Genomic DNA, 13297 nt, shown 5'->3' on the forward strand with positions numbered 1-13297 from the left:
TCGAGCCTGGAGATGCCCGCCCTGTCGAGCAGCAGCAGCGCGAGCAGCAGCAGCGCGAGGCCGGAGTCGAGCGCGGAGGCCACGAAGATCGGCGCCATGACGGCCGTGTACCAGGCCCGCGCGATCTGCAGGCCGAAGATCCACGCCGTCACGCTGTGCACGAGGACGGCCACCGGCAGCGCCACGTAGGACAGCCTGCGGACCCTCCCCTCGTCGCCCCTCTGCATCCAGACGAGGTCGAGGACGTTGATGGCGAGGTAGGCCGTGATGACGACCATGTCCCACAGCAAAGGCGACGCGAAGTTGGGCCCCGTCAGCATGCGCCACACGCGCGCGACGCCGCCGAGGTCGACGAGCACCAGCATGCCGGCGACGCAGATGCACGCCGTCGAGCAGATGACGGCGGGCTTGGCCACGGCCTTGAACCGCTCTACGCCGAACACGTGCGCCGAGCTCGCCACGATGAGGCCGCCGGCCGAGAGGCCCACGAACAGCATGAACGCGCAGATGTAGAGGCCCCACGAGTTGGCGTTCGACATGCCGGTCACGGCCAGGCCGCATGCCAGCTGGTAGGCCCAGCACGCCGCGCCGACGGCGGCGAGCGCCGCGAACGCGCCCAGGACGGGCCTTCCGAACTTGTTTCCTTGCATGGTTGACACCCCCTAGCTGACGTAGAAGACCTGCGGGCGCGTGCCCTTGTCTTCAAGCAGGATGCGGACAGATTTCTCGCGCCTGAGCCTCGACACCTCGGAGCCCGGGTCGTCGAGGTCGCCGAAGACGCGCGCCTTGGTCGGGCAGCAGGCTACGCACATGGGGACGTCGCCGTCATCCGTGCGCTCCTTGCACAGCGTGCACTTCTCCATGACGCCGCGCGGGCGAACCGGCACGCGCGGATCCCCGTAGTTGAAGTCGGGATCGCGCACGGGCTCGGCCCAGTTGAACACGCGGGCGTTGTAGGGGCAGGCCGCCATGCACATGCGGCAGCCGATGCACTTGTCGTAGTCGATCTCGACGCGGCCCTTGTCGTCCTTGTAGGTGGCGCCGGTCGGGCACACCTTCTCGCAGGCCGGGTTCTCGCAGTGTTGGCAGGCCAGCGGCAAATACGTACGGGTTACATGGGGAAACGTCCCCATAGAGCCATCTTCGTGATCGCATCCTTCGGTGATCACGCGATTCCAGGCCATGCCGGACGGCACGCTGTTCTGCATCTTGCAGGCGAACGCGCAGGTCTGGCAGCCTATGCAGCGCTCAAGGTTGATTGCGATTGCAAGTCTCGTCATCGTTCCACCTACGCCTTCTTCACGTCGACGAGCACGTCGTTGTAGAGTATCTGGGGACCGAACTTCATTTTGTAGCAGCGCTCGACGAGGTTCGAGTTGGTGACGTTTTGCAGGAAGCCCTGCTTGTAGTACTGGCTGTACGTCGTCTCGGCCATGAACAGCACACCAGGCCGAATGCCCTCGTCAAGAACTGCTCGGCAGACGAAGTCTCCTCGATCGTTAAACACCAGCACGTCATCGCCGTCTTCGATTCCGCGAGCCGCCGCATCGGAGGGATGCATGGTCACGCACGGGCTGTAGTTTTCCTGGAACCACTCGGAAGCACTGTAGAACGCATGGATGCGATAGCGAGTCTTTCCCTGCATGAAGACGAGCGGATACGTCTCTTTGAGCGGGTTGCCGTCATAGGCCTCGTCGCACGTCTCATAGGAGGGAAACGCCTGCCCCTCGTCGACGAGGTCCTCGTAGTAAAGCTCAAGTCGTTTGGTCGGCGTCTTGAAGACCGGCTCGTGATAGCCCACCTGATCCTCAACGGGCTCGTCGCCGTTCTTGAGCGGCAGCATGCAGTCGCTGGCGATCAGGTCCTCGTACGTTATTCCCTCCAGATTGCCCTTGAGGCCAGACAGCTGCTTGCGATTAAGCTCATCGTAGCTTTTCGGCAGATACTGGGCGTACCCCCACTCCGCCAGGATGAGCCGTTCGATCTCCAGATCGGTCTTGCTTTCGAACAGCGGGTCGATGCACTTCTGGGCAATGTAAACGTGGTTCTGCGAGACGCGCACGTTCTTGTAGTCCTCCGTGTTCTCAAACTTGCTGCACGCAGGCAAGACGATGTCCGCATAGTCAACGGCAGATGAGTGGTAGATGTCGATGATGGCGAAGAAGTCGAGCGACTTGATCCATTCGATCGTGGCGTTCGCGTTCGCCGCGCGCAAGGTGAACGCGTCGCCGAACGTGATGGCAGCATGAATGTCATTGGGTTTTGACGCGACCTCGTACAGGCGCATCTTGTTCTCGGACAGCTTCGCCCAGTCCGGAAGCGGCCAGGCGGTAAGCGTGCCCGACAGGCTGCCGCCACCCGCGCTGTAAAACCCAACGCTCGCCCCCAGCTTGCCGTAGTTGCCCGTGAGGGAGGCGATGACCGCGATGGCGTGTCCAAGCACGTCGGCGTTGCCGTACTTGTCAGGACCGCCCTCGGCGCAGTTGATGGTGGCGGGGCCTCGATTCGCGTAGTCGTCGGCAAGCTGCGCTATCGTTTGCGCGTCGACGCCCGACCGTTCGGCCGCCCATTCAAGCGTGTACTCTTTCAGCTTTTCTTTTAGCAGCGTAAACTCAGTGACCACTGCGCGGCCACCTACCGTGAACTCGCCTTCAAGCGCCGGGGACGCCCCTGCCGCGTCGTACGGAACCGCTGCACCAGCGGCTTCGTCCCACACGACCGAGTGAACGATCGTGGCATTCTTCTTGCCGATGCGGTTCGTGCCGATCGTCTTCTCGCCCACGAGCTCACCGGTCTCACGATCAACCAAGAAGGGATACGACGTGTAGCTCTTCATGTAGTCCTCGTCGTACCACTTGTTCCCAATAATGTGCTGAGCCATCCCCAGTATGACGGCTGCATCCTCGGCGGGCTTGACCGGAACCCATTGGTCGGACTTCGCCGCCGTCGGCGACAAGCGCGGGTCAAAAGTGATGATCTTCGCACCCGCCTCGCGTGCATCAAGCAGCGCCTGCGTCCAGATGATGCCGCTCTCGGCAAGGTTATCACCGATGTTGATGATGGTGGAGGCGTGCTTCATCTCCCAGATCGAGTTGACCGAGTTGCCGTTGACCGTCTGAAGCGCCGGCTCGCAGCCGTTGGCGATGCCTCGGTCGAGGCCCGTAAGCCCGCCGCCTTCGGCGTTCAGAAGCACGTCTACGAACGAAAACCCCTGACCCAGGCTCGCTTCGACCGATTTCTTCACATACAGGCTGCCAGTCCCGTATTTCTCCTGCACGGCCTTCACGTTGTCGGCTATCTCTTTGACAGCCTCGTCCCAGCCAATTGCCTCGAATTTGCCCTCGCCCCGCTCGCCAACGCGCCTGAGCGGAGTTTGCAGCCGGTCAGTCGCATAGACGTGCTGAACCTCGTTGATTCCGCGCAGGCAGATCTTGCGATACCGATCATCTTTCATGGGCCGCGGCTCGATCTTTGCGAGACGCCCGTCCCGTACCGTCACCTTCAATCCACATCCGCCGAGGCAATGGAAGTTGTGGCACAGATAGCAGGTCTTTTCCTCCGATTGTCCTTCGGCGTGGGCCTGGACGGGCGCAAGCCAAGAGCCAACGCTGAACATATCGCCTGATGCGGCGCCCACGGCGCCCACGGCGGCTGCGGCCTTCATGAAGCCGCGGCGCGACATCGTCGTCGCACTTGCGAGTGAATCGCATTTAGTCTCGTTCATGAAACCTCCTCTTCCCTTCATTCACTCAACGAGCAGGGTAAACTTGCTCTGCCCGCTCAAAAACGGACAGATTGAGCAATACAAATACGGGCAGGTAGATTTCGAATCACCCACGAAAGACGGCAGCATCACCAGCGCCAAGTCACGCCGTCCGACTCGACGCATTCAGTTGCGAGATCGTGGCAAGCATGCCATAATTTCGCAAATACAGACGAGAGGAGCCATCTTGGAGATAAAGCGCAGCAAGTACCTGAACGACCTTGTCCTGCGCATGGGCAACGGGATGGTGAAGGTCGTCACGGGGGTTCGGCGCTGCGGGAAAAGCTACCTGCTGCTGAACCTGTTCGAAGACCACCTTCGCGCCAACGGAGTCGACGACTCCCACATCGTCGAAGTCGTCCTCGACGACGAGTCGAACGCCGCCCTGCGCGACCCGGTGCGCCTCGCGGAGCACCTGAGCTCGCGCATCGGGGACGACGCCCGCACGCACTACCTCATCCTGGACGAGGTCCAATACGCCATAAGCAACGACGAGCTGCGCGACCGAGACAATCCACCACGCCTCTACGGCGTGCTGAACGGGCTTTTGCGCAAGCGCAACGTCGACGTCTACGTCACGGGCAGCAACTCCAAGCTGCTCTCCACCGACGTGATGACCGAGTTCCGCGGGCGCGGCGACGAAGTGAGGGTCCATCCGCTCTCCTTCGCCGAGTTCATGCAGGCATACGACGGGGACCCGCGCCGCGGCTGGGACGAATACGCCGTGTTCGGCGGCATGCCCCTCACCCTGTCCATGCGCGACGCCGAGCAAAAGATGAAGTACCTGGGCAACCTCTTCGCAGAGACGTACTTCAAGGACATCATCGAGCGCAACCGGATCGAGAGGACCCAGGAGCTGGAAGATGTCGTCAACGTCCTCGCCTCGAACATCGGATCGTTGACGAGCGTCGCCAAACTGCAGGCGACCTTTGAGAGCGTGCTCCACTCGAAGATCAGCGACCACACCATCGCCTCCTACGTCAACCACCTCAAAGACGCCTTCGTCATAGACGAAGCAGCGCGCTACAGCGTCAAGGGAAGGCGCTATATCGGCAGCCCGAAGAAGTTCTACTTCGAGGACGTGGGGCTGCGCAACGCGCGCCTCGGATTCAGGCAGCTCGACGAGCCTCGCATCATGGAGAACGTCGTCTACAACGAGCTGAAGGCCCGCGGCTACTCCGTTGACGTGGGCGTCGTCGAGCAGCGTCGAACCGTGGAGGGCAAGCAGAGAAGGGAGCAGCTTGAGGTCGACTTCGTGGCGAACCTGGGCCACAGGCGCTACTACCTGCAAGTTGCGCAAGGACTTGACGACCCCGGGAAGGAAGCGCAGGAGAAGCGCTCGCTCAAGGGAATACCGGACGGCTTCAAGAAGATAATCGTGGTGCGCGATGCGCTCATGCCCCACTACGACGACGACGGGTTCCTCATCATCGGACTCACCGACTTCCTCCTCGACCCACGCAGCCTGGATATCTGATCGAAGAGGCGCATCAACGCGCCACACGCCTTCGGCGAGCCAAAAGGTGATTGCACGACACGCTTGCAGTGCCAAAACCGCAAGCGCCCCCGCGCCAAGGGAGGGTGGGAGGCGCGGGGGCCGGAGGGGGAAGGGGCGCGGCCGGGGCGGGGCCCCGGCGCGCCCTCGGGAGGGGCTACTCGGAGGCCGGGGCGGCGGCGACGGCGCCGGCAGAGCTGTCGGCCCCGGAAGAACGCCCGGCCCCGCCGGAACCGTCGGCCCCGGCGGCGCTGGCGGCCGGGGCGGCACCGCCCGCGACCAGCTTGTTCGACAGGACCATGAACACGAGCGCGCCGACCGACACGACGCCGACGACCACGAGGACCTCGACGGGGGTCGGCGCGTAGGAGCCGAGCAGCGCCCACATGGCCGCGGGGTCCTGCTGCGCGGCGAGGGTGCCGGACGAGACGCCGGGCCCGCCGTAGACGTTGGGGTGGACGAAGCTCGTGAGCAGCAGCCACGCGCGCTTGCACGCCACGCCCAGCACGACGAGCGCGCTGGCGAGCGCCACCGCGCCGCACCTCTCGCGGTTCCCGGCCGCGGCGAGCACGGCGAACGGCACGAGCAGGCCGCCCACGACCTCGGCCCAGAAGAACGGGGCCGTGGCGCCGGAGAGCATCTCGGAGAGGGCGACCGCCTCGCCCGCCCCCGGGTAGGCCATCGTGAGCACCTCGCACGCGATGAGGAACGCGTCCACGGCGACGAACGCGGCCAGCAGCTTGGCGAGCGACGCCATGAGGCCGGGATCGAGCCTGGAGATGCCCGCCCTGTCGAGCAGCAGCAGCGCGAGCAGCAGCAGCGCGAGGCCGGAGTCGAGCGCGGAGGCCACGAAGATCGGCGCCATGACGGCCGTGTACCAGGCCCGCGCGATCTGCAGGCCGAAGATCCACGCCGTCACGCTGTGCACGAGGACGGCCACCGGCAGCGCCACGTAGGACAGCCTGCGGACCCTCCCCTCGTCGCCCCTCTGCATCCAGACGAGGTCGAGGACGTTGATGGCGAGGTAGGCCGTGATGACGACCATGTCCCACAGCAAAGGCGACGCGAAGTTGGGCCCCGTCAGCATGCGCCACACGCGCGCGACGCCGCCGAGGTCGACGAGCACCAGCATGCCGGCGACGCAGATGCACGCCGTCGAGCAGATGACGGCGGGCTTGGCCACGGCCTTGAACCGCTCTACGCCGAACACGTGCGCCGAGCTCGCCACGATGAGGCCGCCGGCCGAGAGGCCCACGAACAGCATGAACGCGCAGATGTAGAGGCCCCACGAGTTGGCGTTCGACATGCCGGTCACGGCCAGGCCGCATGCCAGCTGGTAGGCCCAGCACGCCGCGCCGACGGCGGCGAGCGCCGCGAACGCGCCCAGGACGGGCCTTCCGAACTTGTTTCCTTGCATGGTTGACACCCCCTAGCTGACGTAGAAGACCTGCGGGCGCGTGCCCTTGTCTTCAAGCAGGATGCGGACAGATTTCTCGCGCCTGAGCCTCGACACCTCGGAGCCCGGGTCGTCGAGGTCGCCGAAGACGCGCGCCTTGGTCGGGCAGCAGGCTACGCACATGGGGACGTCGCCGTCATCCGTGCGCTCCTTGCACAGCGTGCACTTCTCCATGACGCCGCGCGGGCGAACCGGCACGCGCGGATCCCCGTAGTTGAAGTCGGGATCGCGCACGGGCTCGGCCCAGTTGAACACGCGGGCGTTGTAGGGGCAGGCCGCCATGCACATGCGGCAGCCGATGCACTTGTCGTAGTCGATCTCGACGCGGCCCTTGTCGTCCTTGTAGGTGGCGCCGGTCGGGCACACCTTCTCGCAGGCCGGGTTCTCGCAGTGCTGGCAGGCCAGCGGCAGGAAGGTGCGCGTGAGGTTGGGATAGGAGCCCACGGCGCCGTTCACGGAGTCGGCCCCTTCGGTGATCACACGGTTCCACAGCATGCCGGACGGCACGTTGTTCTGCATCTTGCAGGCGTTCGAGCACGTCATGCAGTCAATGCAGCGTGCGGTGTTTATCGCGATAGCCAGTTTCGTCATCTCTTCACCTACGCTTTCCTGATCGCGACGAGCGTGTCGTTGAACGGCGTGACGCCGCCCTTCATGAGGTCGACACGACGGTCGGGCATCCAGTCGTTGGTGACGGTCTGGATGTTGCCGTCATCCATGTTGCGCGACCATGCGCCCTCGGTCGTGCGCACGGACCCCGGGCGAACCGCCTCGTTGGCCACGACCTCGCACTTGAACGAGCCGCGATCGTTGTAGCACTCGACGAGGTCGCGGTCGGCGATGCCCTCCTTGGCCATGTCGGCCGGGTTCATCTCCACGTGCGCGTCCACGTACTGGCTCATCCACTTGGCGTCGTAGAACATCGAGTGGATGAGGAAGCGGCTGCGCGTCTGCGTGATCTGGTAGGGGTACTCGGAGCGAGCCGGGTTGTCCGCGTAGATCTCGCTGCACTCCTCCCAGGTGGGAAGCGCCTGGTTCCACTTCACCATCTTCTCGTAGTACACGTCCAGGCGGCCCGACTCGGTCTTGTACTTCTGGTCGGCGAACCCGATGCGCGGCTTCTCGATGCCGGCGAGGGGCATGAGGCCGTGGTTCTCCTGGAGCTTGTCGAGCGTGACGCCCTCGAGCGCCTTGGCCGTGTTGTTGTCCACCTGATGGCGCACCCACTCCTCGGCGGTCTGCGGCATGGCGTCGTCGAGGCCGACCGCGCGCGCTATCTCCAGCATGATCTGGAAGTCGGTCTTGCTCTCGAAGAGCGGGTCGAGGCCGCGTCCCACCGTCATGATGTGGTTGGCGGCGCACTTCACGTCGCCCACCTCCTCGGGGCACTCGAACTTCGTGCACGCCGGCAGCACGATGCCGGCGAACCGGGCGCTCTCGCAGTCGTAGATGTCGATCTCCAGCACGAAGTCGAGCGTCTTCAGCCACTCCTCGGTGAGGTTCATGTTGGCGAAGAACTGCTGCAGCGTGTTGCCCACCGAGATGACCGCGTGCACGTCGTTCTCCTGCGTGCGGAAGTCGTAGGCGAACATCGGGAGCGTGTTGGCCTTCATCGCGACATCGGGGAACTTCCACGAGGCCAGCGAGGCGCTGTAGCCGCGGCCGCCGTTCAGGCTGCCCACGGCCTTGCCCGGGCCGCCGATGTTGCCGGTCAGCGCCACCAGGATGGCGACCGCGTGTCCCAGCACGTCGGCGTTGCTGTACTTGTCCGAGCCGCCCATGCCGAGGCCCAGCGTGGAGGCGCCGCTCGTCGCGTAGCGCTCGGCGAGGTAGGCGAGATCGTCAACGGAGATGCCGGTCCTCTCGGACGCCCAGTCCAGCGTGTATGCCTTCTGGCTCTCCTTCAGCTGGTCGAACACCGTGGCGTAGCCGCTCGACGCGGGCGCCGAGAGCGCCGGCTCGACGGCGGCGTCGTCGTAGACCTTCGGCTCGTTGGTCTTGGCGTCCCACACCACGAAGGGGTCGAACTCCTTGACCTTCTTGGTCTTCTCGTCCTCGATCTGGCGCGGGGCCTCGCCGGAGACCTCATGCCAGCGCAGAAGCGAGCCGTCGCCCTTCACCAGGTAGGGCATCGAGCTGTGTGCGCGCATGAACTCCTCGTCGTACAGCTCGTTGTCCAGGATGTGGCTGATCATGCCCAGGTACATCGCTGCGTCGGCGCCCGGCGTGATGGGAACCCACTTGCTCGCGATGCCCGCCGTGGTGGAGAAGTGCGGGTCGATCACCACAACCTCGACGCCGGCTTCGATGGCGTCGAGGAGGTTGCGCGCCTGCATCATGCACGTCTCGGCGAAGTTGTGGCCGTTGATCATGATGAACTTCGCGTTGACCATGTCGCGCGTCTCGTTCGTGCCCGGATAGAAGCCGCTCTGGCCCGTCGCGGGGTCGAGACCGTTGCCGATGCCGATGTCGATGCCCGGCTCGACGTAGGTCGAAGCCGAGAGCAGGCCGGCGAGCAGGCCGAAGCGCGGCTCGCTGGAAAGCGACACGTACACGCTCTTCTTGCCGTACTTGTCCCAGGTGGCCTTGAGCTTCTCGCCCACCTCCTTCATGGCCTCGTCCCAGGTGATGGCCTCGAACGAGCCTTCGCCGCGCTCGCCTGCGCGGCGCAGCGGCGTCTGCAGGCGCGTGTCGCCGTAGATGTGCTGGATCTCGGACATGCCGCGGGCGCAGCACATCGAGTACTCCTCGTCGAGCATGTCGTTGGGCTCCACCTTGCACAGGCGCCCGTCGCGCGTCGAGCACTTCAAGCTGCAGTTGCCGGTGCACAGCGTCTGGTGGAACGTGTAGAAGGTGCGCTCCTCCGACTCGGCGTGCGCCTCTGCCGGCGCAAACCAGGAGCCGGCGCTGAACATGCCGCCCGCCGCGGCGCCCACGGCGCCCGCGACGGCTGCGGCCTTCATGAAGCCGCGGCGCGACATCGTCATCGCGCTTGCGAGTGAATTGCGTTTGGTTTCGTTCATGGAATCCCTCCTCTTCTCGTCATTCACCCAACTGGCAGGGTAAAATGAATCTGCCCGTTGAAAAACGGACAGTTCGTGTAATACAAATACGGACAGAGTGAGGTTCAAGATGAGCGCGAAGAAGAAGGCAGAGGTGCTCCTGCAGCTTGACGAGGCGGCGCAGACACCGCTTTACCAGCAGATCTACGAGCAGATCCGCGACGCCGTCATGTCGGGCAGGCTCGTCCAAGGCGACCGGCTCGTCTCCATCCGCAAGCTCTCGTCGGACCTGGGCGTGTCGCACACGACCGTCGAGCAAGCCTACCTGCAGCTTGCGACCGAGGGCCTTGTCGCCAACGTGCCGCGCTCGGGGTACGTCGTCGAGCACGTCGACTCCGACTACTTCAAGCTGGAGCGCGCGTCGGGCGAGGAGGAGGTGCGCAAGCTCGCCGCAACCCGCGACCGCGAGGCGTTCTTCGCGGAGAACCGAAGCGGCGGCGAGATGCGCTACGACTTCTCCTACGCCAACCTGCAGGCCGACTCCTTCCCCGTGCGCACCTGGCGGCAGCTCCTCGACGAGGTCCTGTACGCCAGGACGGCCCCCGAGTTCGCCCGCTACGCCTACACCGACGAGGTGGGCTCGCTGCAGGTTGAGCTGGCGCGGCTGCTCTGCCGAACGCGCGGCGTCACCTGCTCTGCCGAGCAGGTCGTCGTGCAGGCGGGAACGGGCGAGGCGCTCACCATGATCATGCAGCTCTTCGACCGCGCGACCGACGTCGTCGGCATGGAGGACCCGGGCTACGCCACCGTGCACGAGGTGGCGCGCCGCCAGGACTTCTCCCTGGTCCCGCTTTCTGCCGACCAGGGCGCCGAGGCCTTCCTCGCGGCCGTCGAGCGGCATTGCCCCACGATCGTGTTCTGCACCCCCTCGCACCAGTTCCCCACCGGGAGGCTCCTGCCCCTTGACGCGCGCACGCGGCTGCTCAAGTGGGCCGAGGAGCACGATGCCTACATCATCGAGGATGACAGCTGCAACGAGTTCCGCTATGCCACGCGCCCCGTCCCGTCGCTGCAGTCGCTCGACGCCTACGGGAGGGTCATCTACCTGAGCAACGTGTCGAAGGTGCTCTCGCCGAGCCTGCGCATCGCCTACGCGGTGCTGCCGCCGCGGCTGCTCAAGCGCTACTGGGACCTGTTCAACTACGCGCACCCGTCCGTCTCGTGGCTCGACCAGGAGACGCTCGCCCGGTTCATCGCCCAGGGGCACTGGGACGCCCACGTGCGCAGGACGGCGAAGGGCAACCGCCGCCGGCACGACGAGCTCTTGCGCTGCCTGCGCGCCGAGATGGGCGGCGTGCTGGACATCTCGGGCACCGACACGGGCATGCACCTGTACGTGACCGTGCGCAACGGCATGAGCGAGCAGCAGCTGATCGATGCCGCGCTCGCGCAGGGCGTCAAGGTGTACGGCACCGCCCGCATGCGCTTCCCCAGCACCGCGCCCACGAGCAGCGTGATGATCGGCTTCTCCGCCATAGCGTTCGAGGACATCGAGCCGGGCGTGAGGGCCCTGCGCCGCGCCTGGCTCGGCGACTGAGCCGGCAGGCAGCCCTGCCGTCGGGTGCGGCGGCTGAGCACAGCCCGGCTGTCGACCGCTGGGCGGCCTCGCGGTCCTGTCAGCCGGGCGGCCATCGCTTGCCTAGCGGTCCTGTCAGCCGATCGGGCGCGTGGAGCGCACGCGGAGGCCAGGGCCCCTCAAGCTCGGCAGCGCAGCATCTTGCGGCTGCAGACGACGCGATAGTACAGCACTGCGCAGAGCGCCACGACGGCACACGTGACGTACATGCCCTGGTATCCGAAGCCCGACAGGACGAAGCCCCATATGAACGGGCCGATGCCGCACCCTCCGTCGCAGAGCAGGAAGAAGGTTGAGATGGTGCGCGAGGTGTCGTTGCCGGCGGTGAGCTTTATGGCGGCGGCCTGCCCGACCGACATGCACGTGCCGAAGCCCGTCGCCATGAACACGCCGCACGCGAGGAGCATCGCGGGAGAGCTGACGAACGCGGCGAGCAGCAGCCCTGCGCTCATCGACGCAATGGAGGGGTAGAGCACGCAGTTCTCGCCGTAGCGGTCTTGCAGGCGCCCCGTGAACAGCCGCGTGATCAGCAGGGTCACCGAATAGACCAAGAAGACGAGCGGAGCGTACACGCCCATGCCCAGGTCGATGGCGTAGCTGTTGATGAACGCGTTGATCGACGAGTACGAAAGCGCCACCAGGAACATGAACATCGAGAAGGCGATAGTCGAGGTGTCGATGACGGACGCAAGGCCCCGCTTCGGCTCCGCTGCGAAAGAGGCGCCCTCCTCCGAGCCATGCATCCCCTCCGGGCGATCAGACGCCCTCACGGGAACGGTGACCAAAAGCGCTATGACCGACAGCGCAATGCACACATAGAAGAGAAGCGAGTAGTCGAACCCCAGCGCCGTCAGCACCGACATGAGGGGGCCGATGCCCAGGCCGAGGGAGCTCGAGAGCATGAAGTACCCCGTGCCCTCGCCGATGCGCGTCGGCGGCAGGGCGTTCACGGCCAAAGCCGGCATCACGGTGTTCGCCACGCTGAACGACAGGCCGTGGACGAACCGCACGGCTATGAGAAAGCCGATCCCCAGGCCGTCCGCCAAGTAGAGCACGCACATGGCCACTTGGGCGACGAGCGCGACGATCGCCATGCGCTTCATCCCGAAGCCCTGCGCGTACTTGCCGCTCAAGATGCGCCCGAGCACGCCTCCCACCAGAAACACCGAGGCAGCGAGCCCCGCCAGGGATGAGTCAACGCCAAACGAGCTCGCCGCGTAGTAGGCCATGGTGGTCATCAGCAGGAAGTAGACGGACACCACGATGAAGTTGCCGATGAACAGCAGCACGAAATCGCGCGTGACTATGCGCGTGGGATCCTTGTCTTCCACAGCCTCTCCTCCAAATAATGACGGTATTTCTTTGATACCCAAAGTCTGTTCGGCACAAAACGGGCAGGAGAGAGGAAATCAATACGGACAGTTTTTGAAACTTAACCCTGTACCTTCTTGACGGCGCCCGACCTCACGGTTCGAATCCCCTGCGAGGCCTCCGAAAACGAAAAGCGCCCCGGAGTCCGAGGCGCTTGAGAATACGTGGTGGAGATGATGGGATTCCCGCGTCCGCCTTCGGCGAACGCTCTCGGCCCTCGGCGCAAGCGCCTTCGGGCGGTCGCCTAAAAACAGCCCGCCGGGCTGTTTTCTTGACGGCGCCCGACCTCACGGTTCGAATCCCCTGCGAGGCCTCCGAAAACGAAAAGCGCCCCGGAGTCCGAGGCGCTTGAGAATACGTGGTGGAGATGATGGGATTCGAACCCACGACCCCCACGTTGCGAACGTGATGCTCTCCCAGCTGAGCTACATCCCCACGTGTGCGGCGCAGCGCTTTCGCGCCATGCGCAAGGCAGTATTTTGGCACTTGAGCGCGCTTTTGTCAACGGAAAACTTGCATTCACATTTTGAACACGCCGCCGCCTTCCAAGGAGGGGAAACGCAGAGGCGCCCGC

9 protein-coding genes and 1 tRNA gene are annotated in these 13297 nt (G+C 64.8%); 2 read left to right on the forward strand and 8 right to left on the reverse strand.

The window, feature by feature from the left end; genetic code table 11:
• From nrfD (G7Y50_RS05900) to G7Y50_RS05910, 3 genes are all read right to left on the reverse strand, one after another.
• On the reverse strand, window positions 1–650 hold a 650-nt coding region (nrfD, locus tag G7Y50_RS05900), incomplete at its 3' end, for an NrfD/PsrC family molybdoenzyme membrane anchor subunit (protein ID WP_165056975.1).
• 12 nt (window positions 651–662) lie between these two features.
• Window positions 663–1280, reverse strand: a complete 618-nt coding sequence (locus tag G7Y50_RS05905; RefSeq protein WP_165056977.1) for a 4Fe-4S dicluster domain-containing protein — start codon at window positions 1278–1280, stop codon at window positions 663–665.
• Window positions 1281–1288: 8 nt separating this feature from the next.
• A complete protein-coding gene (locus tag G7Y50_RS05910; protein ID WP_165056387.1) occupies window positions 1289–3724 on the reverse strand; it encodes a molybdopterin-dependent oxidoreductase in 2436 nt (811 codons plus the stop codon).
• A gap of 226 nt (window positions 3725–3950) precedes the next feature.
• On the opposite strand from G7Y50_RS05910, the gene G7Y50_RS05915 reads away from it, so the two are divergent.
• Window positions 3951–5240 carry an ATP-binding protein gene (locus tag G7Y50_RS05915; RefSeq protein WP_165056390.1) on the forward strand — a complete coding sequence of 430 codons (1290 nt, stop codon included), beginning with the start codon at window positions 3951–3953 and terminating at the stop codon, window positions 5238–5240.
• A gap of 175 nt (window positions 5241–5415) precedes the next feature.
• Here the strand turns inward: G7Y50_RS05915 and nrfD (G7Y50_RS05920) are convergent, their stop codons facing one another.
• The 3 genes from nrfD (G7Y50_RS05920) to G7Y50_RS05930 are packed head-to-tail and all read right to left on the reverse strand — an operon-like array spanning window position 5416 to window position 9737.
• Window positions 5416–6675, reverse strand: a complete 1260-nt coding sequence (gene nrfD, locus G7Y50_RS05920) for an NrfD/PsrC family molybdoenzyme membrane anchor subunit (RefSeq protein ID WP_165056392.1) — start codon at window positions 6673–6675, stop codon at window positions 5416–5418.
• A gap of 12 nt (window positions 6676–6687) precedes the next feature.
• A complete protein-coding gene (locus G7Y50_RS05925) occupies window positions 6688–7305 on the reverse strand; it encodes a 4Fe-4S dicluster domain-containing protein (RefSeq protein ID WP_165056979.1) in 618 nt (205 codons plus the stop codon).
• 8 nt (window positions 7306–7313) lie between these two features.
• A complete protein-coding gene (locus G7Y50_RS05930) occupies window positions 7314–9737 on the reverse strand; it encodes a molybdopterin-dependent oxidoreductase (protein WP_165056397.1) in 2424 nt (807 codons plus the stop codon).
• Window positions 9738–9846: 109 nt separating this feature from the next.
• Between G7Y50_RS05930 and G7Y50_RS05935 the strand changes: the two genes are divergently transcribed.
• On the forward strand, window positions 9847–11313 hold the full coding sequence (locus tag G7Y50_RS05935; RefSeq protein WP_165056981.1) for a PLP-dependent aminotransferase family protein: 1467 nt from the start codon (window positions 9847–9849) through the stop codon (window positions 11311–11313).
• A gap of 158 nt (window positions 11314–11471) precedes the next feature.
• Here G7Y50_RS05935 and G7Y50_RS05940 read toward each other — a convergent pair whose 3' ends face one another.
• Both G7Y50_RS05940 and G7Y50_RS05945 read right to left on the reverse strand, forming a co-directional pair.
• Window positions 11472–12683 carry an MFS transporter gene (locus G7Y50_RS05940; protein ID WP_165056401.1) on the reverse strand — a complete coding sequence of 404 codons (1212 nt, stop codon included), beginning with the start codon at window positions 12681–12683 and terminating at the stop codon, window positions 11472–11474.
• 399 nt (window positions 12684–13082) lie between these two features.
• A tRNA-Ala gene (locus G7Y50_RS05945) sits at window positions 13083–13158 on the reverse strand.
• Window positions 13159–13297: the final 139 nt, after the last annotated feature.

Source organism: Adlercreutzia sp. ZJ176 (assembly GCF_011038975.1).
Taxonomy (GTDB): Bacteria; Actinomycetota; Coriobacteriia; order Coriobacteriales; family Eggerthellaceae; genus CAAEEV01.